Below are 25,834 nucleotides of genomic sequence, written 5' to 3' on the forward strand. Positions count from 1 at the left end.
GGGGGCCGGGGGGCATCTTAATCCTACGCCCAACTCGCCGAAAACCGGTTCGTCATCGGCTGGGCGAGGTGCTCGTTGCGCAGACGGTGGAACTCCGCCGCTGATGTCAAAATCTCCTCGGGGCGCGCTTTGCTGCGGACCAGGAAGTCGGCTTCGGGCGGGTAGCAGGCGATCGGGACGCCGGCTTCGGGCGACGGAACGGATTCGCCGGGCAGGCGGGTGATATTCGCGTTCGTCGGCAGCGCGGCGCTCTGGTAGCGCAGGTCCATGCTCCAGCGCACACGGTCGGTGGAGTTTTCGAAGCTCGCGTGGGCCGTCTTGTTGGTCATGAGCAGCACGCCGCCCTTTTTGACCGGGACGCATAGCGGCTCGCCTTCGGGCAAGTGTGTGTCGGGGATTTCCAGATAGGGCTTGCCATTCGCCTGGATGTGCGGGACGACCTCACCCAGATGCGTGCGCGGGAGAACCCACATGCAGCCATTGGTTGCGTCGGCGTTCACGAGCGGTAGCCAGACGGTCAGGACCAAAGCCGTGTCGCAGTAGGGCTCGAAGTAACCCGAGTCCTGGTGCCACGGGACCGCCGAATTGCGATGGCCGGGGATCTTCGGGCGCAGGCGATAGACGCTGCTCGCGATCAGTTCCTCGCCGCAAATTTGCTCGGCGACATCCAGAAGGCTGGGGTTGGTGATCAGTCCGAAGAAGGCGGGGCCAGACAGCTGGCCATTCCAGATCGACAGGGCGACCTTATCGGTCTCGGCGCTGATCTTCGCCAGGCGATGCTCGAAGTCCTGATCTTCGTATGTTTGCGAAAGCTCGTCGGAGGCGACCATCTCACGGGCGCGGATGTCGATCTCTTCGCTGACCTCGTCGATCACGGGCTGCAGGTCGGCGTCCGTAAAGACATCCTCCACCATCAGATATCCCTCGCGGTGGAACTGGGCCACCTGTTCCGGCGAGAGCTTTGTTTTCATTGCCAATGTGCTCATGCGTTTTCACCTCAATCGTCAGTGTTCTATTTGGCCGGCGTGAAAGAAATTTCGGAAATGGTCGGCGATTCGGTCGTCTCCAAAATATTGAGACGGACGGCTTTCGCCGTGACCGGGGCGAACTGGGCAGTGTAATCTTCGCCCAGCTTGGTTCCCGTGGTCAGAGTGGTCCAATCGGAGGAGCCCGGCGCTTGATACTGGATCTCGAACTTCTGGACGCGGCCTGCGTAGGCTTCGGCGATCGTCACGCCGCTGATCTTGGCTGTTTGTGCGAACTCGGCTTGAAGCCAGACTGGCTTCGTTCCAGTGTCGGACGCCCAGCGGCTGCTGGTGTCGTCATCGAACGCTTTGGACGCGTCGTAATCGGCGCTGCCCTCAAACACGTTGGAGGCGGAAGCGGTCAGCTTGGACGTCGGCGAATCGATCGCGGCGACATCCATGGCGGAGCCATCCAATTGGAGCGCAACCACCGTATCGGCGGCGTCTCGGTCCTTCGCGGGCACGGAAATTGTGACGCTGTCATGGTTTTGTGTGACACTGGCCGAGCCTTTGCCTACCAGCCGGCTTTTCACGATCCGCTTCGGCAGAGCGGGAAGTGTGACGCTGTCCTCAGCCCATCGCAGCACATGGACATAGACCGTATTGCCCTTGCGCGTGGAAACATAGGACGACGTCGGCTTGTAGGGTCCGCCGCGCGTGCCGGTAATAGAGACGCCGCGCGTCTTCATCCAGGCGGCCATGGCGCGCAGGCGATCGGCCTGAGTCGGGTCCACGGCGCCGTCCGGCTGTGGTCCGATGTTGAGCAGCAGGTTCCCGTCGCCGCCCGCGCACTTCGCGAGGGTCTGGATGCACTGCGCGGCGCTCTTGTAACGATCACCCGGTTTGTATGACCACTGGTCGCCGATCGTCATGCAGGTTTCCCACGGACGCTGATCGTCATAGGCGCCAATCCGCTGCTCGGGCGTATAGTAATCGCCGGGGAGGCCGCAGCGGTCGTTGATAATTAGGTTTGGATTGACGGCGCGCATCTCCTGGAAGAGCGTGGGCGCGTCCCAAAACTCCGATTTATGTCCGATACCGTCGAACCACATCAGATCGACCTTGCCGTAATTGGTCAGCAGCTCGTGGACCTGGGCATGGAAGTATTTGTCGTAGGCGGGCTGATTGACATCATAGTCCGGATGATGCAGATCGGGCTGCGAATAATAAACGCACCAGTGCAGACCGGCGGCGCGGGTGGCGTCGGCCAATTGTTTGACAATGTCTTTTTGGTAGGGCGACTCGGGGCTGGTGATTTTGTAATCCGTCAGCTTGCTGTCCCATTCGGCGAAGCCGTCGTGATGCTTGCAGGTCAGCACGATATATTTCATCCCGGCGGCTTTCGCCAGGGCGACAATGGCCTTGGCGTCGAACTTCTCGGGATTGAACTGCTTGTACAGATTGTCGTACTCAACAGCGGGGATGCCGCCTTTGTTCTCACCGTAGGGGTTGGGGTTGCGGCTCCAGCTAATCTCGGTCCCTTTGACGCTGATCGGTCCCCAGTGGATAAACATGCCGAAGCGCGCGTCGCGCCACCACTGCATGTGCGGGTCGGTCGGCGCCGGCCCCTGCGCGTGCGCCGGCCCGCCCAGAAGAGCGCCGGCAAGCGCCAGTCCCGCGAGCGCCGCTGTCAAAAAGTGCTTCAAACCAAACTCTCCCCTTGCCTTAAGATGACAATCGTACAAAAACAGCCACAATCCATCGCCGTGACGGCGTTCTGTAAACGCCGTCACGGTCTTTGTTTTATCGTCCCGTATCTCCAGATTTACCGTGAGCTAAAGGTGACCGCGTGCGCGCCTGTCCCGCTGTAATCCGTTCCCTCGGCGTTCGTTCCATTCTGCGCGTCGGTGGCGTTTGCGGGCGAGTTGCCGTTGGAGACGGCGGCGCCCTTATACCACTTCACATGCCCGTCGGACAGAAGGAAATTCGAGCCGTCGGTGTGGCGGCCCGGCCGGTTCCCGAAGCTGGAATACCCATATTGCGCGGGATCGGAATGCCCGCCCATATACCCTGTGTCGAACTTACCGCCCGAACCATAACCTGGGAACGCGTAAACGGCGTAGCCTTCGGTGCCCGCCGAATAGTTCCCAAAGGCGCCTGAAATATCCGTGCCGCCGCTTCCATTCCCAGGCCGCGCCGGAATGCCCGTGACTTCACAGAGAAGTACGGTTTTCGCCGGCGAGTTCAGCGCGGGCAGTGATCCGGCGACCCCGCCGTTGCCAGACCGGGTGACAGCCATATTGATGGCGTACGACACCAGGCTGTCCTGCCCGCTGGCCTGGTAAGAACTATCGTCTGGACAGGTGTAAACGCCCTTGCTCTTGACGAAGGGGTAAATTTGTCCCGCCCATCCCAGTCCGGCGCCGTCGTTGCCGACACCCACGGGATAAGTCTCGTCCGAATCCTGGACATATTGCAGAAGCCCAAGGCCCAGCTGCCGAACATTGGAAGCGCAGCTGATCTGGCGGGCCTTTTCACGAGCCTTCGCAAACACGGGGAAAAGAATAGCGGCAAGAATCGCGATAATAGCGATTACAACGAGCAATTCAATGAGAGTAAAACCCTTGTGGGCAGTGCTGGCCATCTTCGAGGAAGTCATTGCGTAAGCTCCGTTTGAGTAGGTAAATGAAAGATCTTGCGCCAATGTCGCGGAACGCTGTCTTGACCTCCTTATTATAAGGCCGAACGTGTAAAGCCGCAATTGCCGAAACTCACCGTTTTTGTGGATAAATATCACCATGCTCACCAGAAGGAGCGGACATACGGGCGCCGCTCCTCTCAGATCGTCTGGATATCTCCGGAATTAGAGCTGGCTGAATGTCATGGAGACTTTGGCGCCGCTTTGCTGGGTCAGGCTCGCCGTTCCCGCCGCGTGGCCCTGATCATCGGCGACGTTGTGGATCTCGACCGCATTTTCATTCGCCGCCGCCAATCCGCCCGAAACCGCCGAAGGCTTCAGCCACTTCACATGACCGTCCAGCGCCCCGTAGTTCGCGCCGTCGGTATGACGCCCCGTGCGCGAAGCGCCGCTGACGCTGCTATTGAGCGGATAGCCGCCGATATCGCCGGTGGCGTAGACCGCCTTATAGTAATTGCTGGCGGGCTGGTCGTTGTGTCCCGAGTATCCACCGCTGACGCTGCCGGTTCCCGAAGCGCTGGCGTTCTCGTCAGGATTGGTCACGTCAACACCTAAGACCCCGCCGTTGCCGTTGTAGTTGGACGACTGGTTCTGTGTCTCGAACAATGCGACCGTCACGGCGGGGCTGTTCTGCGCGGCAAGGGCATTGGAAGTCGATCCGCTCTGGTAGGAGAAGATGGAGTTGGCGGGCAGCAAGTTCGAGTTAAAGCCGTAGGACACCTTCGCCGTGCCGGAAACCGGCGAGGTCGGATCGTCCGGACAGCCATAAACACCCTTGCTTTTGACATAGGGATAGATCTTGCCCGCCCACCCCTGTCCCCAGGCGTCGTTGCTGCACGGCATTGTCTCATCATAATCCTGGTTGTACTGGATCAGCCCCAGCCCAAGCTGCTTGAGGTTGGAGGCGCAGGAGATTTGGCGCGCCTTTTCGCGGGCCTTGCCGAACACAGGGAACAAAATCGCGGCAAGAATCGCAATGATTGCTATCACAACAAGAAGCTCAATTAAAGTAAAACCTTGCCGAGCCGGCTTCGCGGAAGAATAAGAAAACATGATGGATACTCCTGAGGCGCTGGCGGTATTTGCTTGAGTTCTATTATAAGGCATTGCTAGAAAACAGACAATTGGTGTAATTAACCGTTTTTTGTGGATAATTCTCACCATGGAATGGCAAGAACTGCGCTGGAATATGTCTCTGGAGTCCTCACCGGTCATCGTACAGATCGGAGAAAGCACACACGGACGGGTCAAGGAAGAAAACTTCGTGCTTCCCGATCTCTGGTGCATCCACCTTTACGCCTACGAGGCGGAAGTGGAGGTCGACGGGCAATTGCTTCCGATCCGGCCCGGCTATGTCGGCGTGACGCCGCCGGGTTCGGCGATGTTCTACCACTTCTTCGGCCGCTCTCCCCACTACTACGCGCACTTCTCCATGGCGTCGGTCGGCCCGATCTACCGGGTTCCGGCAATGCTGGATTTACGCGAAAACTTCCAGCCGATGGTGGACAGCTTCCGCGAAGCCGTGCGCTTCTGGCCCATCAACCGCATTCGCTCCGGCGTACGCCTGTGGGATCTCCTGTGGCAGATGGCCGACGTCTCCACCTCCGAAGCCCCGCCGACAGAAACGCCCGCCGTCATTCAGCGCGCCCTAACTTACATCGACTCCCACCTGCACGAACCGCTGAACATCCAGCGCCTCGCCGAAGATCAAAATATTTCCCACAACCACTTCACGCGTCTCTTCAAAGCGGCGCAGGGATGCACCCCACTCGAATACATCCAGCACCGCCGCGTGGCGCAGGCCAAGCATTTGCTCACCTACTCCCCGCTGCCCATCAAAGCCGTCGCCGCCAGCATCGGAATCACGGACACGCAGATCTTCAACAAGTTTGTTCGGCACTATTTGGGACGGTCGCCGCGTAAGCTGCGGGAGGAAGAGTCGGCGAAAATTGGGCTTCTGGAGTAGATGTGGGATAAGTAACCGGCGAATAAATTCGCCGGCTTCTTGCTGCGTCACCTACGTCATTAGATCAGCGCTATGGTCAGGTCAATGAGGGGAATAGGTCTCTACAGCCAGTAAGAAGTCACGGACAAGATCCCCTCGCCCATCAAACACTGGCGCAGGGTGGGTTCGTCGGGGTTCTTGAGGAAGACGCTGCCGGCGTCGTCTTCGCGCAGGACTTCGACGACGGGTTTGCCGCTGATGCTTTCGCCCCACTCGGCGAACCGGGACTGAGCTTGCTTGCTCTTGGTGGGATCGACGTAATCGTACTCGACGTACATGGCGTTCATTTCGCGCCGGAGGCGCTTGATATCGGCGTCGGACGACTGTCCATAGATGGTTACTCGGCTTGCCATAATAATTGCGGATGTCCCCTTGTGGTCTATTTCCTGTGATCTTTTTGAAATCAATCCGTCATCGCGCGCGGAATGTTCGGCGAAAGCGGCGCGTGCGATGTGCGGTCGGCGGCGGCCTCCACGGCTTCGGGAAGCGTCGGATAGGCGTGCATGGTGAGCGCAATGTCGGCGGCGCGCAGACCCGCGCGCATCGCCAAACAGATTTCGCTGATCAAACTTCCCGCCTGTGCGCCGACGATCTGCGCCCCGATAATCATTCCATCCGAACTCCGCGACACGATCTGCGTAAAACCTTCCGTCTCGCCGTCAATGATCGCGCGGTCGAGCGAGGCGAAGTCAAAGCGCGAAACATCAATCGTGTCGGCGCCGTGTGTCTGGCGGGCCATCGCGGGCGTGAGGCCGACGCTGGCGAGTTCCGGGTCCGTGTAGGTGACGCGCGGGACGACATGGTAATCGGCGTCGATCGGCGGCTCGCCGCGCAGCGCGTTCACGGCGTTGGTCGCGGCGACTGCGCCTTCGTACGAAACGGCGTGCGTAAACTTGTAATCCGTGGCGATATCTCCCGCCGCCCAGATGTGCGGGACATTCGTGCGCAGCGTCGCGTCCGTCTTCAAGCGGCCGTGCTCCGCGAGACGCACGCCGGCGGCTTCCAGGTTCAGGCCCTCGGTGTTGGAGCGGCGGCCGGCCGCTGCTAAGATGGCGTCGCAGACGATCTCGCCGCCACCGCGCAGGTGTAAAATCTTTTCGTCGCCGCGCCGCTCAACGCGCTCCACGACAACATTTGATCGAAGATCGATGTGATCCTGAGCGAATGTTTCTGTCACCACGCGGGCGGCGTCGGCGTCGTCACGCTCCAAAATGCGGGCGCCCGACAGCAGAATGGTCACCTCGGACCCGAAGCGCGCGAAGACCTGGCCCAGCTCGCAGCCAATAGGTCCGCCGCCGATCACGACGATGCGGCGCGGCAGCGATGTCCAGCCAAACACCGTTCGATTGGTGTCGCAGCCCGCCTCCGCCAGCCCTGGGATGTCGGGGATCGCCGGACGCGATCCCGTACATAAGATCCACTGCTTCGCCTGATACCGCTCGCCGGTCTTTCCGGCAAGGACGGTATGCGGATCGACAAACGCCGCGCGCTCGCAGACGGTGACGATCCCTGCCCGCCGAAAGCTTTCCGTTGCGTCGCCCGCGCCGACCTGCGCGATGGTCTTGTGCGCGTGCGCCATGATCGCGCCGAAGTCCGGAGCCGCGCCTTGGTGCTCGGGAAGTCCAAACTCGGAAGCGCGCGTGATGCGATTCCAGAGGGTCGCACTGTGAAGCAAAGCCTTGGAGGGAACGCATCCGGTGTAGAGGCATTCGCCGCCGATCCGTGATTCTTCGAAGATCGCGACCGAGGCGCCCATGCGCGCGGCTGTCCTCGCCGCCTTCGGCCCCGCCGATCCCGCCCCGATGACGCCGACATCGAACATTTGCATTGCGCTTATTTTACCTGACACGCCGGGATTTTTCTCCGATCCGCCGTGTCCCAGTTTGCGCGCAAAGATGGTATAACACAATACAATGCGGTTCTATCGACGTCTGACAACTTTGTTCGCGCTGCTTCTCGCCGCCACGCTCTTCTGCGGCTCCGGCCTCACGCCGGTCTCCGCCGCACAATGCGCGATGATGGCGCACGGCGCCCCGTGCGCCGCCATGGCCGACGCGCTGGCGCCCAGCAGCGCCTGTCCGATGTCCGCGCACGCCCAAAGGTCCTCGCCCATGCCCTGCTGCCGCAAGCACGCAGGCGTCTCGCGAGCGTCCCACGCCGCGCTGATGGCCCAGCCCTGCAGCGCATGCGCCCACGCCACCCCCACGCTGCCCGCCGCTCGGCAAAGCGCCGACGCGCCCCAGATCGCGCCGCCGTCGCTGGATCTCCTCGCGCCCGACGCCTCTTCAAACCTGCCCGTCTCGATTCTCACCGAAATTGAGCAGCGCCGCGGCCCACCCCGCGCCGGCCCATTCGTCCCGTCACCCATTCTTCTCACCCCCTCCCTGCGCGCGCCGCCCTGCGTGGCCTAACCATACTTCCGTTCGCACTCTTTCTATCTTAAGCCGGATGTTCATCACGCCCCAGTGTCCCCGGATGTGAAATCCGGGTCTGTGAAGCCTTCGGCTAATTGTCCGTGCCGGACAAACAAACTATGGACAATCGACCACAGTGATTTGTCCGTCCGGCACGGACGGTTAGGGCGAAGCCCTTCCCAGACCCGGTTTTTATAACCGGGAACGCCACTAACGACGGCTTATTCCATACTCAAGATCGATGAACCCATGAAACACCTTTATACACTCACAACGCTCGCCGCTATCCTTGCGGCCGCCGGCGCGCACGCCGCGCCAATGTCGGACAACGCCATGCCGGGGATGGACATGGCCCCCATGTCCATGTCGTCAGCTGTGGACATCAACGATCCCATGAACCGCGAAGGCTCAGGAACATCGTGGCTCCCGGACTCTACGCCGATGTACGGCAAGATGTGGATGAAGCCGAACGGCGACATGATCATGCTGCACGGCGCGATCATGCCGCGCTTTGTCCGCACGCATTCGAAGCGCGGCGACGAAAAGTTCGATGCGCCGAACTGGCTGATGGGGATGTACTCGCACCCCCTCGATTCCAAATCGCAGATCGGGCTGCACGCCATGCTCAGTCTCGACCCATTGACCGAAGGCGGCATCGGCTATCCGCTGAATTTCCAGACCGGAGAGACCTGGGGCGGCCAGCCGCTGCACGACCGCCAGCACCCCCATGACTTGTTCAGCGAACTGTCCGCAACATACTCGCGGATGATCGGCGGCGGCAATTCGGCTTATCTGTACCTTGCCTACCCCGGCGAACCGGCTCTTGGCCCGCCGACGTTCATGCATCGTCTGCTCGCGTATGATTACGCCGATGCGCCGATCGGACACCACTGGCAGGACGCAACGCATGTCACCTTCGGAGTCGCCACCGCCGGCTTAAATCTGGGCGGCAAGATGAAATTTGAAGGAAGCGTCTTTACCGGCCGTGAACCCGACGAAAACCGCTACGATTTCGACACGCCGCGCTGGGATTCGTACAGCGGCCGCTTCTCGTACAACTCCGATAAGAACAACGCCTACCAGGTGTCCTACGGGTTCGTGAAGAACGCCGAGGGCGATGGGTCGAACCAGCACCGCACCACGGCGTCCTGGCTTTACAACAAGCCTTTGGGAGAAGACTCGAACTTTACCACGGCGCTGGTCTGGGGACGCAACGATCTGGAGGGCGAGGGCCAAACGAACTCGTATCTGTTCGAAGCGGATTATCAGCGCGGCGCCGATACAGTCTTTAGTCGAATCGAGAATATCCAGAAGTCCGGCCACGAACTCGTCATTCCTGACGAATCGCTTCATGAACGCAAATTCAATCTGGGCGCATACACCGCCGGATACGTCCGTGACCTGACACACGGCAAGGGCATCGACACGGGCCTTGGCGCGGCCGTCACCCTCAACACCAAGCCCTCGGCGCTCGATCCGTTCTACGGCGGCGGCTCGCCTGTTTCATTCCAGGTGTTCTTCCGACTGCGGCCCTCGCGCATCAAAATGAACAAGATGGACACAGCGCCGGCCGATACCATGCCGGAGATGGACCAATCCGGCGGAGCACCCATGCCGGGCATGGATCATACAGCAATGCCGGGTATGGATCACACGGTCACGCCGCCCACGCCGGAGCCCCTCGCCCCGGTCGCCGCTCCGGAACCGGCAGCGCCCGTCACACCCGCTCCCGAGGCCACACCGGAGCCGGCGGCTCCCACGCCGGCAGCACCGGCCGCCGTCACGATCGCGAAGATCTCGGCGGCGATCGCGCCCGCGCCGCCCAAGGCGCGTCAGAAAAACCTCATGACCGTCACGCTCACGGACAGGGGTGGCGCGTCCGTCCAAGGCGCCGTCGTCACAGGCTCCGTGGCGATGACCAGCATGGATATGGGAACCAGCCAGATCGCGTTCACCGATCGCGGCGATGGAACTTACACGGCCCAGCCCAGCTTCTCCATGGCCGGACCGTGGCGCGTGACAGTGTACGCCGTCGTCTCCAAGGGCGGGAAACCCGTCATCAAGACATTTACTTACGGCGTCGCAAAATAATCTCGCCCTGCGTGTTTATACTGCAATAACACAGGGTAGAACAAATCTGTAACGTACGGGAGCGCTTGTGCGGGGCCGGCTTCGGGGGTTGCCGATCCCGCGCAGGTTATGGAGTGATTTTTTGATGTCGGATGAAACCACGCAGCCGGAAGTGCTGGAGGACAGCTATCGCAAGTTCGACGCCGCGCGGCAAATAACGTCGGCGGAAAAGTACGATGCGGAGCGCCACATCGACGGGGACAACATCGCCGCCGTTGAAGAAGATTTGATCCTGCACACGCCGCCGGGACAAGTTCCCGGCGCCACCCTTCCACAGCACGCCGATCTGCGCGCGGAAGACGTGGACGCGGCTCAGTTCTACGGACAGGAAAAGCCGCCGCTCAAAGAAGGCGTCAATAGCTAAGAGAGATTGAGATCAAAAAAGACCCATGGGCAAGCGCCCATGGGTCTTTTTTGCTGTCGCCCATATTCCATAAAGCGATCGAAAGCTCGTTAATGCTCCCACTCGTATCGCCCAAGCCGTTTGGCGGCGAGGGCGATTGGCGCGTAACCGGTTCCCAGGGAAATGGCTACGAAGATGATGGCTGCGACAGCGAAGAGGGCGTTGTGTGTGAGCAGATGCTGCGCGAGGCCGACATAGACACCGGCGGCGAGCAGGCCGCAGCAGACGACGTAGCAGGTGGCGAGGACGAAGCCCAGCACCATGGCCCAGACGCTCGCACGGTGGGCGGGATTGTCGTAGAGAAAGCGCGGGAAGATGCCGGCAAGGCCGACACCCAGGCCCGACAGGCCGAAACAGGCGAAGGTGAAGATTCCGAAGGCGAGCGCCGCAACCCCGACGGACCATCCGAAGGCGAGCGCCGCGATCACAACCATGACTGCGACAATGGCGACCGACATCACGAATGAGACGATCCACTTGGCGACCAGGAAGTCCCGGCGCGTCAGCGGCCCGGCAAGCACCATCCACGCGCCCTTGCCTTCCAGCCCCACGGTCGAAAGGCCGATGATGCTTGTCACCATGTAGACCACGAGCGCAATCATCAGCATCGCCAGAGGACCGTACATATCCTCTCCCGGCGTCGCCGACGGCTGGGTCCATTTCAGCACGAACGGGACAAAGAAGAGGATCAGCGTGGTGCCGATCTGTCCGATCAAGATGGTATCCCGGCCGATGTAAAGAAAATCTTTCACGATCAGACCGGTCATCGCCGGCGAGAGTCCTGGCGGCGGCGGTCCCTGTCGGCGACGGATGCCGCGCCCGACTTGATTGAGATCCTGCTGTTCGAGAATGTCCTCGGACGACACGACCTTACCGCCGACAGCGATGCAGAAAGCGATCATCAGCACGGTCGCCAACGCGAGCGAGAGAAGCCCCCGGCGTCCCTCAGGACCAAGCGGTCGGCCGCCGGCGGCGTCGATCGCGGCAGCGCACGCCCACGTCGACGGCAGCCAGCTTTGTCCCGATTCCGATTGTCCCTTGCTCAGCGCCTGAACCTGCGCCTGCGCGCCGCTCCACTGCGAAGCAGGGGTCCCAGAGCCGGTCGCCGCTCCCGTGAGCGCCGAGCGCATCCGTCCCACATCCAGCGCGCCGGACTGCGTGGCCCGGCTCGTCCCCGCCACCGCAAGAAGCGTAATGCCGAGCGCAAGCGCGACGCTCACCGCCATGACCACGAACCGAACCCGTTTGACGCCCAGGATCCGCGCCAGCACCAGCAGCAGCGAACCTGTGAACGCCGGCGTAAAGATCAGCAGCAGCGCGAGCGAGGCGATAAACCAGCCCCATCCCGACGCCGACAGACCGATCCCCCAGCCGACGCCGATCAAGACGGGAACGCCGAGGACCATAAACTGCGCGGAATTGGCGAAGATCGAATCGACGAGCTTGGCGGCGACCACGGCAAATGGTGAAACCGGGGTCGTGAGGAGAAGCGGGAGATCGTTGTCCTGAAAAAGCGACGAGGCGACAAACGGCACGGAACCCGCAAGCAGGAAGAAAAAGAGGTATTGGTAGACGTGTCCCGTCAATTGCGCGGCGGCGGGGTTCAGCGCGCCATGACGGGCGGCGGCGCCCTGCATCAGCAGCACCAGCGCCGCGCAGGCAAGGCCGATGGTGGCGAAGATCAGCAGACCGAACAGGGTCAGCCATACCACCATCAGCTTATGCCAGCGCGGAGCGGAGCTTGCGGAGTTGACGAGCATCCGCAGACGAGCGCGTATCAGAATGCGAAACATAGGGCTTACGGAGCTTCCGTCACCCCAACGCCCAGCGCGCGGACCCACTCCACGGCGCGGTCGATTACTTCCGTCTCTCCGGTCAGTTCCGCGACCATCCAGCCACCCTTGCCGGCCTCAACATCCGCACGGATCAGATTCGGGGAAAGATCGTAATCCGTCACCAGCCGTGTGATCACCGGCTCGGAAATCCGGTCCAGCGGGTAATTCAATTGTACTTTTCGAGTTTCGCTCATAATATGCACCGTTCGCCCCACGCATCCCCAATTCCTGCCTGCATTTTCATCGCGAAGATGCCGAAGATTGAGGGTGAGCCGGCAAATTTACCAGGGCAAAGCGCGTTTCGCAGGCGATGATTATTGACAAACGCTCTCCCTCCGGTTATAATGTCACACATATTCCGAGGTCGTTCAATGGCAGGACAAGAGTTTTTGGTGCTCTTTATTGGGGTTCGAATCCCTGCCTCGGAACCATTTTGCTTCTTTGCAAGCAACCCTTGAAGGTAGACCGCTACTGTTGCGCTAACCATTCCGTTGTCTTCCCGATTGTCGCCGACGCTGTGGTTTTTTGAGTTGCCGGGAACTGAACGGAACAAACATCCGTCTATGAGTAGGCAATACAACATCGGCGGTTGGAAGAAACGAGGAAAATAGGCTGGTAAACTTTAACATCACCCAGGAGATCCTGGCGTTCTTTGCCTGGATTTTGTACGCAAGCTTTTTCGAGTGGTGGTTCCACAAGTACCTGTTCCACACGCCGAAGCTGATTCGCCGTACCTTCAACTCCCACACGCTGACACACCACCAGATTTACAAGGGCGATCACACCTACTACGTGGCCGAAGGCAAAGAGCCCGAGCATGTCGCGATGGACTGGTGGGCGCTGATCCTCTTCCTCGGAGTCCACTTCCCGATTATCTACGGCGTCGCCGCGCTGACCCATACGAGCTCGCTCTGGGGCGGTCTGGCCGCCATCGCCGTCTACTACGGCGTCTACGAGTACTTCCACTGGTGCATGCACGTTCCGAACCAGCGCCCGTTTGAGAAGTGGGCTGTGTACCGCTTCATCCGCGAGCATCACCGCATCCACCACGTCCATATGCAGAAGAACCTGAACGTGATCCTGCCGCTGGCGGACCTGGTCCTGGGAACCTACAAGCGCGAAACCAAGCGCGAAGCGCCCACGGTCCCGACCGACCGCCGCACTCCGACCCGCACGTCCCGCAGCCAGGCCCAGCGCCGTGGCCCGGCCGCCGCGCCTGGGAAGAACAAACCCGGCAAGAACAACGGCGACAAGTAGTCCCGTTCGCTTCTGTCCTTTTCTAATAGAGGCTCCCATTTGGATAGAGATATCTGATGGGAGCCTCTTTGCCGTCAAGCCGCTTCACCGTTCCAGAGGGGCGTGAAATGCGAGCCGCTCGACGCCACAGTATCACCGTCCATATAGCATACACTGAACGCGCGCCGAGACTGCGGCGTGGAGTTCGTATCCGATCGGTGCAGCAGCCAGTTATGGAGCAGAACGGCCTCGCCCGGCTCCATCTCCAAATAGACGATGCGCGCCGGATCGCAATGCTCCGCCACTTGCTCCTCAGAGAGAAATCCGGAATGATGGCCCGCGTTGATCCGGCCCAGTCGGTGGCTGCCTGGGATGACCTGCACGCATCCATTCGCCACGGTCGCCGGATCGAGCGCCGTCCACAAAGTGATCTCCGGCTGCTTATCCAGATCCGTCCAGGCGTCTTGATGCCAGGGCAGCAGGGTCCCACGATGGGCAGGCTTGTTCATGAACATTGCGCGAAAGCAGGAGACGGGAACGGAGCCGGAAACTCGGCGAGAGATCTCACGGAAGATAGGCCGCTCCACATACGCGTGAAAGACAGGGTCATGCTCAAGTTCCTGGATCTTACGATAATTGAGCGTCGATCCCTTCGAGCCAAGGCTCTGGACGCCGGCGCCCTCATAGCTGCCGGTGTCGCTGTCGAGCTGCATGAGCAGCCGGTCATACGGAACGTCCGCGCTGCCCAGCATGATCCCGTCGATCCGGTCACGAAGCTCGGTCAGTTCGTTCTCGTTAAGCACCCTTCCCAGCTTTAAGTAGCCCTGCTCCCGATACTGCTTCCATTGTTCATCGCTGATGTGATTGGACATATTTTTTCCTCCGATTACTGTGACTGACGCAAAACAGAACTATAATAGATAGTGATACTTGTAAAGACAACACACGATTAGGTGGTTACCTTCACATGAACGATACGCTTTTCTTCTTCGCATCGACTCGTGACGAACGCTGCCGCATGGTCAAGGATAAACACCTCGACGGCTATTACACGCTGCAATATATCGACAGCGGGGGCGTGTGGCTCGCTTACGACGACCGTGAACACATATTGGAGGGACCATGGTTCTTCCCGGCGTTTCCCGGCCCGCGCCTGCGATTCCAGGCGGCTCCGGGTTTTAGCTCCTGGTTCCACCGACATGTGGGTTTCCAGGGGCCTCTGGTGAATCGCTGGATCGCAGATGGCCTCTGGTCATTCGCCCCCCAGCGACCGCCGGTCGGCGACGACTACGCCGTACGATTCGACGCGTTGATCGCACTTTCTTTGCAGACGGATCGATGGGGACGCCTCCGCGCCATCAATGCGCTGGAGGCCCTTCTGATCGAGATGGCCGGCGCCCGCGCACAGGAGGCTAAGAATGTAGATTGGATGACTCAGGTAATCGATCGGCTCTCCCAATCCACCGTATTCGCGCCCGACTGCGAGCAAATCGCGCGCGAATACGGTGTCGGCCAAAGCGCCCTGCGCCGCCGTTTCAAAGAAGCGACGGGAATGTCCCCGTACCAATTTGTCCTCGAATCGCGTTTGATCCGGGCGCGTGCGATGCTGCGCGAAACTGATCTTCCCCTCAAACAGATCGCCGATCGGCTCGGCTACGAAAGCGTTCACTATTTCACGCGTCAATTCCGCTCCGCCGCCGGATTGCCGCCCGGGGAATACCGCAAGCGGCTGCGTCTGTAGTCCAACGGCGGCGGTTGATGAGAGTGTAACAGATCACGGCCCCACCATCAATGCACAAATCGTCCGCTCTTTTGCACAAAACGCCTGGGTTAAGGCAAATGCGCCTCCACCGTATCTCCCGGGCGGATCCCACCTGCTCGCTCCACCCACCCCACCAATCCCCGTTTCTTCGCAGCCGCCTTCCCGAAAGTCTTTGACGAGGCGGCGTTCAAGGATGTCCCAAGCTTTTTAATCACATTCGCTGGGCCAACGCATGGGAGGTTTTCTCCGTAGACGAGAAGCACGGCGCCACTGGAGAAGACGAGACGGGTGAGGGGCGGCAGGAGGGTCAGATTCTCAACGCCGCTGAAGAGGAGATTGGCGCCCAGCCATTCGGCTTTGACTTCGGCGACGCTCATGGAGGCCGCAATTTCGGCAAGTTCCTCGACAGACACGGCGGACCATGTGCGCGGGTTCCAGATCGGCGTTCCTTTGGAGTGAAACGCCCTTTCACGCACTCCGGCGGACTTGGTGAACCCGAAGTGACGGTCTCCCACGATTCCGTCCAAAGCGCATAGGATTTCGGACTGAGGTTCGGAAACGACGGCGCCGCGCCCTTTGTCGATCACGCGGACGGCGCCGGTATAGACGCCTTCGACGCGGAGATGGGCAAATGGGGTCATTTTTGGCGCTCCCGGGATAATGAGATTTTCCGAACCCATTGTTCGACGACGCCGAAACGGCCGGAGAGGTTGTGCGCGCGGCCGGCGGCGTAGATGGTGGCGCCGATGGAGTGCGCGGCCGGATAAACCAGATAACGGGACTGCCATTGCGGCGCGAACTTGGACTTGAATGCGTTCAGCCCCTTGAAGTTGTAGAACTGATTGAACTTATCGAAGATCAAGGCGCGCAGGCGCGCGAGCCATTCGCTTTCGCCGTCCGCATCGTCCAGATCGGAGTCAGCCATCGGAGAAAGCCCAAGGCTCATCACGCATGCGTCTTCCTGCTGGAACGCCGCCGCCGCTGAGGCGATCAAAAACTCCATCACGCCATTGGGCGATTCGCCGCGCCGCCGCATCAGATCCAGGCCCCAGCCGGTGACGCCATTCGAGCTCACGGCATTGGCGCCGCCGTAGATCGGGACAAATGTCACGAAGGCGAGGACGCGCCTCGTGGCGGCGTCGCGCGCAAGGAAGAGACGGCTATCATGGAAGAGATCGCTTTCCGGCGCGAACTGCCCCATCGCAAATCCCTTTTCCTCGCCTTTGTGCGCGCTCAGCCACTCCTCGGTGATATCCGCCAATTGCGTTAAAGTCTCCGGGTCGAGGGAGCCGTTTGTGTCGTACTCTTCCAGCGCGACACCGCCTTTGCTCATCTTGTTAAGCGCTGTACGCAGATCCTGAAACGCCTTTCCCTTGAGCGAAAAGGACGGCAGGTCGATCACGGCGTCCTCGCCGATCTTGAACGGCTTCAGACCGACGGCGCGATACTCCTCCAGATACCGGCCCGTCACCTGATAGAACGACGGCGACCAGTCATAGCGGGCGCAGAGCGCCACAAACTCCTGAACGGCTCGCGCTCCATAGGCAGGGTCTCCCAGCGGATCGCCCAGCGCCAGCGCGTGCCTCCCGACCAGGCAGTAAGAGACGGCCCATTGGGGCTGGGCATTTTCGGCGTCAAAGAGATAATGTTTGTCCGGCAGCAGCGCATAGTACGAAAGCGGCGGAGCGCCCCAGCCGCTTAGCATCTCACGCACCTGGGCGCGCTCACGCACCCCGATCACATCCCGCGGCAACACGGGACGCAGCACCATAAACACTGCGTAGGCGAGCGCAAAGGCCGAAATGTAGGCCAGGGAGTTTTCGAACCAGATCGCGCGATGCGTCACCGGGTGAACGACGGCGTTCTGCGGCAGGTAGAACAGCAGGTGCGAGCACTGCGCAACTGCGCGCCCCAGGTCCGGCTCCGGCAGAAATTGGCGCCGCAGCGCGAGCACGCCGAGCGGCCCGTAGACCAGGGCAAAGGCCAGCATTCCCAGCGCGCCAAGCACGCCCTGGCGCGCCGAGGGGCGGTCGTTCTCCGCATAAAACGACGTTCGGTGCGTGAGCAGACCGGTCAGGATCGCCAGACAGATCGCGGCTTCCTCCCAGTCCAACCCCTTGGCGAGATGAAGAAACGGCGTCACCGTCACAAGCAGCACCGTAATACTCCACGCCTGGCGCTTGCGGCGCAGCAGCGAGCGCGCCAGCATGAGCAGGCCCAGGCCAAAGAGAGTCGTGAGCGCACGCGCGCCATGCTCGATCACGAGCGGCATGTGAACCGTGTCGCGCAGAAACGCCGCCCGCCCCGGACCGTGCGCGAGCAGCGCGGACCACAAATTCAGCAGCCCGAGCGCCGCCACCGCGTACGCCAGCAGCGGCGCCGCAAGAGCGCGCAGCCGACGCACGGTCGACGAACCGGAATTCTGAGGCGCCGCCATCAGTTCTTCGTCCACTGAAGCGCCTTTGCTTCCCACAAGCATCATGTTCCTCAAGTACTGGCGCCGTTCCCAAACCCATCAAGCCGTCCACTCGCGCGTATCAGCGCATCGCGCAGCTGTGGCCGCCACAGGTCCCAGGAATGGCTGCCCGGCGTCTCGACATGGTCGCAGGCGATGCCCGCGCTTTGCAGTCTTGCGGCGAATGCATCACCTTCCGCCGCGTATGATCCGCGTTCGTTCCGGCCGTCCCCCAGATAAATCCACATTCCGCTCCAATCGGCGCGCGGGCCGGTGACGTAGTCCTGCGGGCTCTGCGCGCTCAGACGCGCCGCGCTTGGGTGGTATCCCCACACGGGGCGCGCCCAGCCACTCTGAGTGGCGGTATAGTACCCGGAGAACGAAAAGACGGTATTGAAAACTCCGGGATGGGTCAGCGCCAGGTTGACTGCGCCGTACCCTCCGGTAGACACGCCGCCAAGAATGCGGGCCTTCGGACTGGCGATCGTTCGATAATGCGCGTCGATCCACGAAGGAAGGTCGCGCACGATAAACGTTCCGACTTGCTTCCCCGGTCCGCGGCCGCTTCGCGAGACGGGCGCGTCGATGTACTCGGAATCGCCCATGTAACCGTCGCCGTCGCCGTCCGGGCAAACGATGATTGTCGGACTGATCTTGCGCTGCTCTATAAGCCGTTCTTCCACCTCAGGCGCGCGTCCATAGGTCAGCCAGTCGTCCGGTCCGCCCGGCGCGCCGTGCAGCAGGTAAAGCACCGGATAGCGCCGCGTTTCGTTCTCCGGCGCATCGTATCCAGGCGGCGTATAGACAATGGCGCTGCGGTGTTCACCCAATGCAGGGCTCAAAATAGAAACGGTATGTACCTGACCGCGCACGCGCCACGCCCGTCCAGTAACCGCCAGCCACTGGATCTGCACATTCTGTCTTACCCAGTCGAGCCGCCAGAGCCCCACCCCCAGGACGACAATCGCCGCAGGGATCGCAATCCATTGGAGACGACGCCGCTGGGGGGGCTTCAAGTTTCGCCATATGTTCACAACGCGCTCGATCCGGCGGCGGCGTTCTCCGGAGGAAGCATGGTCTTCAAGGCGCCAAGAAACAATGGATTCCAGAGTGTCCAGCCGTGGCGTCCATCCAGGACGCTCAGCGTCCGAGGAATCCCAAGCACCCCCAGCCGGGTCGCCAGCGCCCGAGTCTCGTCGACATAGCGGCCTTCATCGTCTCCCGCGCCCAGATAAAACACGCTCTTCTTCCATGCGGCGACCGATTTCACGCCTGCGTCCAGCCCGGAAAGATAATCAAGGGGCGAGTTCGCGCGCAGGTACGCAGGATCGCGTCCCATTACCTCACGCGCCCAGCCGCTCCCGTCGTTGTGATAGTATCCCGAGATCGCGATCACCTTGCCAAAGACCTCCGGGTGGTGCAAGCCGATATTGACGGCGCCAAACCCGCCTTCCGAGACTCCGCACAAAATCCGGTCTTTTGCGTCCGCCTGGGTGCGCAGATTGCCGTCCGCCCATCCCACCATCTGCGTGGCGATATAGTCTTCATAGCGGTCCAGCCCGTCAGCAGAGTTTACCCACTCCGAGTCCCCGTACTTTCCCCCCTCGTAATTGCCGTCAGGCATCACCAGGATCGCCTGCGCGCAGTCGCCTAGCTTGGCCGCCTGCTCGATCAATTGCGGCCAATGACCGAAGTTCAGAAAGTTCGAGGGGTTTCCCGGCGATCCGTGCAGCAGGTAAATGACGGGATAGCGCCGGTTCGCATTTTCCACGTCATCGTAACCCGCAGGTTCGTAGACGAGAAAATCGCGGCTGGATAACTTCTTCTTGTTACGAACGAGCGATGTGCTCTCGGCGACACGGACGATTTTCCCCTCGGGAGCGGTGGGCGCGGGCGCCGTCTTATGAGAGCCGAAGGCGGGCGCGGCGATGGCGGCAATGCCCAGCGCCGCCAGAGTGAGAACGATCTTCATGCATTGGATAGCGCATCGCGCCCCTTGGTCCGTTCCCAAAGGGGTGAAAAATGTCATAATCACTGGTATGAACCACCCCGGCGGCGATGCGTCCGCTCCCACTCCGAACCGTACGCCCTGGGCCCGCATCCTCATCGGCAGCCTTGTCCTCGCCGCCATCGGCGCCGCGCTCGCCCCGACATTCCAAGAAGCCGGCGCGCTGCGCGGGTCTCTCGCCCATCTCGATTGGCGCTGGGTTCTCGCCGCTATTCTCTGCCAGGTCGGCGTCTACTGCTGCGTCGCCGCGATTTTGGGCGTCGCCATCCGCGCCTGCGAGGAGCGCGCGGGGTTCGCTTATTTAGTCTTTGTCGCCTTCGCGTTTATGTTCGCCAACCGCTGTCTGCCAGGCCCCGCCGTCGCTGGCCTCGCCACCCTCGTCGTGCTGCTACGCCGCCGCTCCGTCTCAGCCGGGGCCGCGCAAACCGCCGCCGCCGGATTCTATGTGGCCGATTACGCCAGCTTCTTCGCGCTTGCCCTCGCCGCCTTGCTCTCGCTCGTCCATTCTGGCGATGCAGCCGAGCTTCACCCTCGGGTGCTGCTTCCCGCCATTTTAATCATCGCTATCGGCGCGGCCTTCGCTTTGGCGGCGCTCCGCTCCCAGGAGCGTCTGGAGCGCCTCGCCGAACGCTGGACACTCCGGACCATGACACTGCTGCGCCGTCCCAATCCCCAGGCGATGGCGCAAAGCGCCGGCGCCTCCGTGTCCGGGTTCCACACCCGCTGGACCGCCATGACCGCGCGCCCCGGCCCGCTTGCCGCCTCCTGCGCCGTCGCGCTGCTGATGCACGTCGCCGAAGTCGGCACACTGCTCTGCGCCGCACGCGCTTTCCACTTCACGCTCGCGCCTGCGGCGGCCACGGCGGGCTATGTCGGCGGCAACCTGGCCGCGATTGTCTCTTTGCTGCCGGGGGGACTGGGGTTCTTCGAAGGGGCGATGACGGTCACGTTTCACCGCCTCGGAGGAATGCGCCCAGCGGACGCGCTGGGTGTCACGCTGCTGTATCGACTGCTCTCCGTGTGGCTACCGATCCCCGTGTTGCTGGGGGTCGTTCGTGAGGCGCTAAGAACCAATATCTCCCAGCAGAACCCCGACAGCCGAAAAAGCGCCGAGGTACAATGACAGGATGAATTATTCGCAAATGGAGAAGGTGAATAGCCGGGAGCGCATTCTGGAGGCGGCCGCAATCCGAATTCGCAAAGCGGGGCTGGACAGCCTCACGGGCGCCAGCTTGGCGGACGAATTGGGATTGGCACCGGAGGTGATTGATAACTGCTTCCCGTCACGCGCGGCGCTGACTGAGGCCGCGACAGAACGGGCGCTGCTGGACGGAGAACTGCAGATCGACGAGCGGATCGGTTTTGAAAAAGACCCCACCGTCGCGGAGATCGTCGACGCGTACTTCCACCCCGATCACATCGCAAACCCAGAACTCGGCTGCGGACTCTGCGCGCTCGCCGGGGATGTAAGGCGCGCCAATGCAGAAATCCAATCCCTGGTGACGCGGCATCTGCGCGACAACGCCGCCCTCCTCGCCCAAGCCGCCGGCGGCGACCCCGCCGCCCACGCATGGTCCCTCGGGGCGCTGAGCGCCCTCGTCGGCGCCGTCACCCTCGCCCGCGCCGTCAACGATCCCGCGCTGACGCAGTCGATTTTAGAAGAAACTCGAAAGCTCATTGCACCGAAAGATTAGCGGTTCAATCGCCCAGATAGATCGCCGCCACGGCGAGGTCGTCGCTGTGGCGCCATCTTCGGATGGCGCAGGTGCGGAGGAAGGCTTGCATGCGGCGCTGGACGAACTCGCCGCTGGCGTTTTTGAAGTCAAGTAGTGGGGTGAGGACTTCTTCGATCGGGAGCAGGCGGCCGGGCTGCGAGGAGCCGGCCTGGGTGGCTTCGGTGAAGGAGAAGATGCCGTCGGAGATCGCGACGACGAAGAGGTATTCGGCGCTGGAGCCGTAGTGGAACTCGATCGCTTCATCCGACCGGCGGATCTGGCGCTCGGTAGCGCCGTGCGGCAGATACTGATGCGTGACGTGCTTGACGTTGGAGGTCCAGGCTTCGAACTCGTCGTGCCGCTCCGGATGGAGCAGATAGCTTAAGTAGCGTGGGTAACCGTCGGCGAAGTCGATGGAGACGATCTCCGCGATCCCATCGCGCCGCAGCAGCGCGAACACGCCGTCGCCGTAGCAGCTGATGACAAACCCATCGGCGTTCGCCTTGATCGTGATCAGCGTGGCGTCGAGACAGGCGGGATCAAGCCGGATCACGTTGCAGCCAAGCGCGGCGATGCGCAGGGTCTGCTGGTGGTAACGGTCCAGGCCGGGGAGCGCGTTGTGCCCGATTTCGATCAGCGACAGGCTGCCGGCGGCCGCCTTGACCAGAAGCCGGGCGCCGATATCCGTATCTGGCGACGAAGAACATCCATCGGAGATCACGACGGCGCAGGTTTCTTCGTCGGTCTTGCTCAGTGCGTAATCCTGACAGATCTTGTGGTCCGCGCCGATAAAAAACGCGCAGTCGCAGTTCATTTCGTACTTGCTCATTCCCAGGCCAAATAGGCGACGGCGCGTTCGGTCGCGCCTTGATATTCATATATTATAAAGCAAATGCGGCGCCAAAGTCAAAGGGGTGTGGAGGAGCGGCGGCGAAGGAACCGGAAAACGGCGAGCGGAGGCCATGGCGCGATGACGGCCGCGCCCGCAACGTCGATGGGATGGTGGTATCCGGCGACCACAAGCGACCAGGCCATCAGGAGACAGATTGGGATTACGGCCCAGAGCCAGCGGCGATCCGCCGCCGCGAGACCGACGGAGGCGGAGATGGCGAACGATTCATGTCCGCTCGGAAAGGAGGGATGTCCTGGCCAAACCACGAAATACTTCCCTGATTCCGCCAGGATGACCGCCGCGCCGATCCCGAGGACGCAGGCGGCCCAATATTTGAAGATGGAAAATCGCGCGCGAGACGCGAACCCCGTACCGACAAGGCAAATGATGAGCAAGGGATTGAGACTGTCGGCGAAAAAACGTGCGGCGTCCGTCATAACACGCAGTTCCACAAAGCAGGCTGGATTTCCTGAGATTTCCGTAAAACGGCAGGATTTTCTAAATTTTCAAGCGAACAGAACAAACAGAGGAACTGATTTGTATGAATGACCCTACCGCCGCGATCCCCGAGGAGCATAATTCTCTGATGGGTCACGCCTCCGTCCAGGACGAAATCTCCGCACAGCATCCCTACGAAGAAGATTTCGACCCGATCGATCTCGCGGACGCCGGCGTCGACGACGATGATATTCCGGAACCCGATTCGGTCCACGAAGTGGACCCGGAAGTCGTCGGCGAGGCCACCGCGACCGACGCCGCCACCCTGCCCGAGCCGATCGAATCCTCGCTCAGCCTGAACGATCCCGCTCTCTACTTGAACCGGGAGCTTTCGTGGCTCGCGTTCAACGAGCGTGTTTTCAGTGAGGCCGCCGATCCGGAGCATCCCCTGCTGGAGCGGGTCAAGTTTATCGCCATCGGGCACTCCAATCTCGATGAATATTACATGATCCGCGTTTCGGGTCTGCTTCAGCAAGTCGCGGTCGGGATGGGAGATTTGACGCCCGACGGAATGACGCCCGCCGAGCAGCTGTCCGTTCTCCGCTCCAAGGTCGGCCCCATGCTGCAAGGCGCCGCTGGTTACTTCCACAAGACGCTGGAGCCGGAGATGGAAAACCATGGAATCCATATCCTGGATTACAGCCAGTTGACACGTGGACAGGTCAAGTCGCTGCGCGATTATTTCCGCGAGGAAGTCTTCCCCGTCCTCACCCCGCTTGCGCTTGGTCCGGGGCACCCGTTCCCACATATCTCCAACCTGAGCCTGAACCTCGCCGTCGTGGTGCGCGATCCGATCGTCGGCGAAAAGTTCGCGCGTATGAAGGTGCCGGGAGTGCTGCCGCGTCTGGTCCCTTGCCCGCCGCCCAGTGAGGGAAATGAAGATCAGCATTTCGTCTGGCTGGAGCAGGTGCTCGCCGCCAACTTGCAGATGCTCTTTCCCGGCCTGCAAGTCATCGAAAGCCATCCGTTCCGGGTCACACGCGACGCGGATATCGAGATCCAAGAGGACGAAGCGTCAGACCTGCTGGAAACGGTCGAGCGTGGCCTGCACGCGCGCCAGTTCGGCGATGTCTGCCGACTGGAAGTCAACGCGTCCATGCCGACGCGGCTGCGCACGCTGCTGATTGAAAACCTGCTGGTCGACAAAGAAGACGTCTACACAATCGAAGGCGCCCTCGGTCTCTCGGACCTGATGCAGATCTGGAAGCTTTCCCGGCCGGAGCTCAAAGACCCACCGCTGATCCCCGCCATCCCGAAAGAGCTTCAGAATCGCCCCAAGGAGATCCTGGACATCATCGGCTCTCAAGACTTGCTGCTGCACCACCCTTACGATTCGTTCACCCCGATCATCGACTTTGTCGAGACCGGCGCCAAGGACCCAGGCGTGCTCGCGATCAAGCAGACACTCTACCGGGTCGGCGGCAACTCGCCAATTGTCAAACTGCTCGCCGAATCGCGCGACGACGACACCCAGGTCGCCGTTCTCGTAGAATTGAAGGCGCGCTTCGACGAAGAGAACAACATCGAGTGGGCGCGCGCTTTGGAAGACTCCGGAGTCCACGTCGTCTACGGCCTGGTCGGCCTCAAAACGCACTGCAAGCTCGCCCTCGTCGTCCGCAAGGAAAAGGACGGCAAGCTGCGCCGTTACGTACACCTGGGCACCGGCAATTATAATCCCATCACCGCGCGCATTTATACGGATATGTCGTACTTTACGGCCCGCCCGGACATTTGCGCCGATATCTCCGAGCTGTTCAATGTCCTGACAGGATATTCCCGCCAGACCAAGTACCGCAAGCTGCTGGTCGCGCCGGTGAACATGCGCGAGCGCTTCATCCAGATGATCGAGCGTGAGGCGTCGCACGCACGCCGGGGCCGCCCCGCCCGCCTGATCTTCAAAACAAACACGCTGACCGACGAACCGATCATCCGCGCCCTCTACGCCGCCGCACAGGCGGGGGTCAAGATCGACCTGATCGTGCGGGGCGTCTGCTGCCTGCGCCCCGGCGTGGTCGGCGTCTCCGAAAACATCCGCGTGGTCTCGGTCGTCGGACGTTTCCTGGAGCACTCGCGGGTTTATTACTTCTACAATGGCGGGAATACGCAAATCTACATGGGCAGCGCGGACCTGATGCGCCGGAACTTAGAGCGCCGCGTTGAGGTGCTCTTCCCGGTGGAGGACGCTGGGCTAAAGAAGCACGTGCGCGAGCAAGTTCTGGAGCGATACCTCAAGGACACGCGCAACGCGCACCAGCTGCTGCCCGACGGCGCCTATGTCCACCTTCAGCCTGCGGACGGCGAACCGCCGTTCAGCGCCCAGAAGACGTTCCTGGTGGAGCGGCAGGAAACCGTGGAGGCGTAAGAATTTCGTCCGGCCGAAACCGCCTATTTTTCGGCCGGACAAGATTCCTAAAGCGGATTGGGGCAATCTGTGGTACAGTAAACGCGTGAGTACGCCATAATTGTGATAATAATCGGTTTTGATCGGAGCTTTGGCGCTCGTTTCTGGAGTCCATTCGGGAATTCACGGAACATATCTGGGTATATCTACGTTATAAAAGAGTAAGCTGGGGATTGGACGAAGGAGACCTTGATGAACTTAGTCACACAACTCTGGAAGATGTTCAACGTGACACGCCGGGCCGGAGGCTTGCGATCCGCAGGCCGTATGGTTGCTGACGCGCCGCGATACATAAAAATGATGAAAGCGCTGTTCACCGACCGCCGCGTGTCGCCGGTCGCCAAAAGCGCGCTCGTCGCCGCAATTGTTTACGCCATCAGTCCACTGGATTTTATTCCCGACTGGGTGCCGGTCGTT

Annotated in this window: 25 protein-coding genes and 1 tRNA gene; 11 read left to right on the forward strand and 15 right to left on the reverse strand. The window is 61.1% G+C overall.

Translation table 11 applies throughout. From position 1 onward, the window contains the following. Positions 1–23 precede the first annotated feature (23 nt). From ABIZ35_RS06530 to ABIZ35_RS06545, 4 genes are all read right to left on the reverse strand, one after another. Positions 24–971, reverse strand: a complete 948-nt coding sequence (locus ABIZ35_RS06530) for a phytanoyl-CoA dioxygenase family protein (protein ID WP_348219072.1) — start codon at positions 969–971, stop codon at positions 24–26. A gap of 41 nt (positions 972–1,012) precedes the next feature. Then, entirely contained in the window at positions 1,013–2,671 is a 1,659-nt protein-coding gene (locus ABIZ35_RS06535; RefSeq protein WP_348219073.1) for an alpha-L-fucosidase, read from the reverse strand. A 119-nt stretch (positions 2,672–2,790) separates the two neighbouring features. Continuing rightward, positions 2,791–3,624: a DUF1559 domain-containing protein gene (locus ABIZ35_RS06540; RefSeq protein ID WP_348219074.1), complete on the reverse strand. Its 834-nt coding sequence runs from the start codon at positions 3,622–3,624 to the stop codon at positions 2,791–2,793. 204 nt (positions 3,625–3,828) lie between these two features. Then, positions 3,829–4,716, reverse strand: a complete 888-nt coding sequence (locus ABIZ35_RS06545; RefSeq protein ID WP_348219075.1) for a DUF1559 domain-containing protein — start codon at positions 4,714–4,716, stop codon at positions 3,829–3,831. 109 nt (positions 4,717–4,825) lie between these two features. Between ABIZ35_RS06545 and ABIZ35_RS06550 the strand changes: the two genes are divergently transcribed. Then, positions 4,826–5,629: an AraC family transcriptional regulator gene (locus ABIZ35_RS06550; RefSeq protein ID WP_348219076.1), complete on the forward strand. Its 804-nt coding sequence runs from the start codon at positions 4,826–4,828 to the stop codon at positions 5,627–5,629. A 101-nt stretch (positions 5,630–5,730) separates the two neighbouring features. Here the strand turns inward: ABIZ35_RS06550 and ABIZ35_RS06555 are convergent, their stop codons facing one another. Together ABIZ35_RS06555 and ABIZ35_RS06560 are read right to left on the reverse strand one after the other, a co-directional pair. Next, entirely contained in the window at positions 5,731–6,021 is a 291-nt protein-coding gene (locus ABIZ35_RS06555) for a hypothetical protein (protein ID WP_348219077.1), read from the reverse strand. 50 nt (positions 6,022–6,071) lie between these two features. Then, positions 6,072–7,517 carry an NAD(P)/FAD-dependent oxidoreductase gene (locus tag ABIZ35_RS06560; protein ID WP_348219078.1) on the reverse strand — a complete coding sequence of 482 codons (1,446 nt, stop codon included), beginning with the start codon at positions 7,515–7,517 and terminating at the stop codon, positions 6,072–6,074. Between the two features lie 64 nt (positions 7,518–7,581). Between ABIZ35_RS06560 and ABIZ35_RS06565 the strand changes: the two genes are divergently transcribed. The 3 genes from ABIZ35_RS06565 to ABIZ35_RS06575 all read left to right on the forward strand — a co-directional run bounded on the left by ABIZ35_RS06565 (position 7,582) and on the right by ABIZ35_RS06575 (position 10,576). Continuing rightward, a complete protein-coding gene (locus ABIZ35_RS06565) occupies positions 7,582–8,079 on the forward strand; it encodes a hypothetical protein (protein WP_348219079.1) in 498 nt (165 codons plus the stop codon). Between the two features lie 252 nt (positions 8,080–8,331). Continuing rightward, positions 8,332–10,173, forward strand: coding sequence for a FixH family protein (locus ABIZ35_RS06570; RefSeq protein ID WP_348219080.1), 1,842 nt, complete (start codon positions 8,332–8,334; stop codon positions 10,171–10,173). A 124-nt stretch (positions 10,174–10,297) separates the two neighbouring features. Then, positions 10,298–10,576, forward strand: a complete 279-nt coding sequence (locus ABIZ35_RS06575) for a hypothetical protein (RefSeq protein WP_348219081.1) — start codon at positions 10,298–10,300, stop codon at positions 10,574–10,576. Between the two features lie 89 nt (positions 10,577–10,665). Here ABIZ35_RS06575 and ABIZ35_RS06580 read toward each other — a convergent pair whose 3' ends face one another. Together ABIZ35_RS06580 and ABIZ35_RS06585 are read right to left on the reverse strand one after the other, a co-directional pair. Further along, positions 10,666–12,408 carry a hypothetical protein gene (locus tag ABIZ35_RS06580; RefSeq protein ID WP_348219082.1) on the reverse strand — a complete coding sequence of 581 codons (1,743 nt, stop codon included), beginning with the start codon at positions 12,406–12,408 and terminating at the stop codon, positions 10,666–10,668. 5 nt (positions 12,409–12,413) lie between these two features. Continuing rightward, positions 12,414–12,644 (reverse strand): NIL domain-containing protein, encoded by a 231-nt coding sequence (locus tag ABIZ35_RS06585; protein WP_348219083.1) that lies wholly within the window; start codon positions 12,642–12,644, stop codon positions 12,414–12,416. A gap of 163 nt (positions 12,645–12,807) precedes the next feature. Between ABIZ35_RS06585 and ABIZ35_RS06590 the strand changes: the two genes are divergently transcribed. Together ABIZ35_RS06590 and ABIZ35_RS06595 are read left to right on the forward strand one after the other, a co-directional pair. Further along, positions 12,808–12,881: transfer RNA gene (locus tag ABIZ35_RS06590), tRNA-Gln, on the forward strand. Between the two features lie 232 nt (positions 12,882–13,113). Continuing rightward, positions 13,114–13,707: a fatty acid hydroxylase gene (locus tag ABIZ35_RS06595; RefSeq protein ID WP_348219084.1), complete on the forward strand. Its 594-nt coding sequence runs from the start codon at positions 13,114–13,116 to the stop codon at positions 13,705–13,707. 74 nt (positions 13,708–13,781) lie between these two features. Here the strand turns inward: ABIZ35_RS06595 and ABIZ35_RS06600 are convergent, their stop codons facing one another. Next, positions 13,782–14,558, reverse strand: a complete 777-nt coding sequence (locus ABIZ35_RS06600; RefSeq protein WP_348219085.1) for a phytanoyl-CoA dioxygenase family protein — start codon at positions 14,556–14,558, stop codon at positions 13,782–13,784. Positions 14,559–14,653: 95 nt separating this feature from the next. On the opposite strand from ABIZ35_RS06600, the gene ABIZ35_RS06605 reads away from it, so the two are divergent. After that, positions 14,654–15,427 (forward strand): AraC family transcriptional regulator, encoded by a 774-nt coding sequence (locus tag ABIZ35_RS06605; RefSeq protein WP_348219086.1) that lies wholly within the window; start codon positions 14,654–14,656, stop codon positions 15,425–15,427. 89 nt (positions 15,428–15,516) lie between these two features. On the opposite strand, the gene ABIZ35_RS06610 is transcribed toward ABIZ35_RS06605, so the two are convergent. From ABIZ35_RS06610 to ABIZ35_RS06625, 4 genes are read right to left on the reverse strand one after another with little or no spacing between them, the layout of a single operon-like run. Next, positions 15,517–16,089 (reverse strand): MOSC domain-containing protein, encoded by a 573-nt coding sequence (locus ABIZ35_RS06610; RefSeq protein ID WP_348219087.1) that lies wholly within the window; start codon positions 16,087–16,089, stop codon positions 15,517–15,519. Beyond that, a complete protein-coding gene (locus tag ABIZ35_RS06615) occupies positions 16,086–17,921 on the reverse strand; it encodes a phosphatidylglycerol lysyltransferase domain-containing protein (protein WP_348219088.1) in 1,836 nt (611 codons plus the stop codon). Before ABIZ35_RS06615 ends, ABIZ35_RS06610 begins: the two co-directional genes overlap by 4 nt. 14 nt (positions 17,922–17,935) lie before the next feature. Beyond that, the gene (locus ABIZ35_RS06620; protein ID WP_348219089.1) at positions 17,936–18,937 is read right to left on the reverse strand and encodes an alpha/beta hydrolase-fold protein; all 1,002 of its coding nucleotides are present in this window, start codon (positions 18,935–18,937) and stop codon (positions 17,936–17,938) included. Then, on the reverse strand, positions 18,934–19,875 hold the full coding sequence (locus ABIZ35_RS06625) for an alpha/beta hydrolase-fold protein (RefSeq protein ID WP_348219090.1): 942 nt from the start codon (positions 19,873–19,875) through the stop codon (positions 18,934–18,936). Before ABIZ35_RS06625 ends, ABIZ35_RS06620 begins: the two co-directional genes overlap by 4 nt. Positions 19,876–19,942: 67 nt before the next feature. Between ABIZ35_RS06625 and ABIZ35_RS06630 the strand changes: the two genes are divergently transcribed. Continuing rightward, positions 19,943–21,034, forward strand: a complete 1,092-nt coding sequence (locus ABIZ35_RS06630; protein ID WP_348219091.1) for a lysylphosphatidylglycerol synthase transmembrane domain-containing protein — start codon at positions 19,943–19,945, stop codon at positions 21,032–21,034. A 19-nt stretch (positions 21,035–21,053) separates the two neighbouring features. Further along, positions 21,054–21,605: a TetR/AcrR family transcriptional regulator gene (locus ABIZ35_RS06635; RefSeq protein ID WP_348219092.1), complete on the forward strand. Its 552-nt coding sequence runs from the start codon at positions 21,054–21,056 to the stop codon at positions 21,603–21,605. 4 nt (positions 21,606–21,609) lie between these two features. Here ABIZ35_RS06635 and ABIZ35_RS06640 read toward each other — a convergent pair whose 3' ends face one another. Both ABIZ35_RS06640 and ABIZ35_RS06645 read right to left on the reverse strand, forming a co-directional pair. After that, complete coding sequence (locus tag ABIZ35_RS06640; RefSeq protein WP_348219093.1) at positions 21,610–22,440, reverse strand: protein phosphatase 2C domain-containing protein; 831 nt, start codon at positions 22,438–22,440, stop codon at positions 21,610–21,612. Positions 22,441–22,532: 92 nt separating this feature from the next. After that, entirely contained in the window at positions 22,533–22,970 is a 438-nt protein-coding gene (locus ABIZ35_RS06645) for a phosphatase PAP2 family protein (protein WP_348219094.1), read from the reverse strand. An 89-nt stretch (positions 22,971–23,059) separates the two neighbouring features. On the opposite strand from ABIZ35_RS06645, the gene ppk1 reads away from it, so the two are divergent. Both ppk1 and ABIZ35_RS06655 read left to right on the forward strand, forming a co-directional pair. Then, the gene (gene ppk1 / locus ABIZ35_RS06650) at positions 23,060–25,378 is read left to right on the forward strand and encodes a polyphosphate kinase 1 (protein WP_348219095.1); all 2,319 of its coding nucleotides are present in this window, start codon (positions 23,060–23,062) and stop codon (positions 25,376–25,378) included. A gap of 231 nt (positions 25,379–25,609) precedes the next feature. After that, on the forward strand, positions 25,610–25,834 hold a 225-nt coding region (locus ABIZ35_RS06655), incomplete at its 3' end, for a YkvA family protein (protein WP_348219096.1).

Origin of the sequence: Capsulimonas sp., assembly GCF_039929585.1 — a bacterium.
Classification (GTDB): Bacteria; Armatimonadota; Armatimonadia; order Armatimonadales; family Capsulimonadaceae; genus Capsulimonas.

Excerpts from the sequence above, each read along its gene's own strand:
- ABIZ35_RS06625 (WP_348219090.1), bottom strand. The coding sequence starts at position 19,875 with ATGAAGATCGTTCTCACTCTGGCGGCGCTGGGCATTGCCGCCATCGCC.
- ABIZ35_RS06565 (WP_348219079.1), top strand. The coding sequence starts at position 7,582 with ATGCGGTTCTATCGACGTCTGACAACTTTGTTCGCGCTGCTTCTCGCC.
- ABIZ35_RS06580 (WP_348219082.1), bottom strand. The coding sequence starts at position 12,408 with ATGTTTCGCATTCTGATACGCGCTCGTCTGCGGATGCTCGTCAACTCC.
- ABIZ35_RS06540 (WP_348219074.1), bottom strand. The coding sequence starts at position 3,624 with ATGACTTCCTCGAAGATGGCCAGCACTGCCCACAAGGGTTTTACTCTC.
- ABIZ35_RS06550 (WP_348219076.1), top strand. The coding sequence starts at position 4,826 with ATGGAATGGCAAGAACTGCGCTGGAATATGTCTCTGGAGTCCTCACCG.
- ABIZ35_RS06635 (WP_348219092.1), top strand. The coding sequence starts at position 21,054 with ATGGAGAAGGTGAATAGCCGGGAGCGCATTCTGGAGGCGGCCGCAATC.
- ABIZ35_RS06630 (WP_348219091.1), top strand. The coding sequence starts at position 19,943 with ATGAACCACCCCGGCGGCGATGCGTCCGCTCCCACTCCGAACCGTACG.
- ABIZ35_RS06530 (WP_348219072.1), bottom strand. The coding sequence starts at position 971 with ATGAAAACAAAGCTCTCGCCGGAACAGGTGGCCCAGTTCCACCGCGAG.
- ABIZ35_RS06545 (WP_348219075.1), bottom strand. The coding sequence starts at position 4,716 with ATGTTTTCTTATTCTTCCGCGAAGCCGGCTCGGCAAGGTTTTACTTTA.
- ABIZ35_RS06570 (WP_348219080.1), top strand. The coding sequence starts at position 8,332 with ATGAAACACCTTTATACACTCACAACGCTCGCCGCTATCCTTGCGGCC.
- ABIZ35_RS06610 (WP_348219087.1), bottom strand. The coding sequence starts at position 16,089 with ATGACCCCATTTGCCCATCTCCGCGTCGAAGGCGTCTATACCGGCGCC.
- ABIZ35_RS06575 (WP_348219081.1), top strand. The coding sequence starts at position 10,298 with ATGTCGGATGAAACCACGCAGCCGGAAGTGCTGGAGGACAGCTATCGC.
- ABIZ35_RS06605 (WP_348219086.1), top strand. The coding sequence starts at position 14,654 with ATGAACGATACGCTTTTCTTCTTCGCATCGACTCGTGACGAACGCTGC.
- ABIZ35_RS06585 (WP_348219083.1), bottom strand. The coding sequence starts at position 12,644 with ATGAGCGAAACTCGAAAAGTACAATTGAATTACCCGCTGGACCGGATT.
- ABIZ35_RS06600 (WP_348219085.1), bottom strand. The coding sequence starts at position 14,558 with ATGTCCAATCACATCAGCGATGAACAATGGAAGCAGTATCGGGAGCAG.
- ppk1 (WP_348219095.1), top strand. The coding sequence starts at position 23,060 with ATGAATGACCCTACCGCCGCGATCCCCGAGGAGCATAATTCTCTGATG.
- ABIZ35_RS06555 (WP_348219077.1), bottom strand. The coding sequence starts at position 6,021 with ATGGCAAGCCGAGTAACCATCTATGGACAGTCGTCCGACGCCGATATC.
- ABIZ35_RS06640 (WP_348219093.1), bottom strand. The coding sequence starts at position 22,440 with ATGAACTGCGACTGCGCGTTTTTTATCGGCGCGGACCACAAGATCTGT.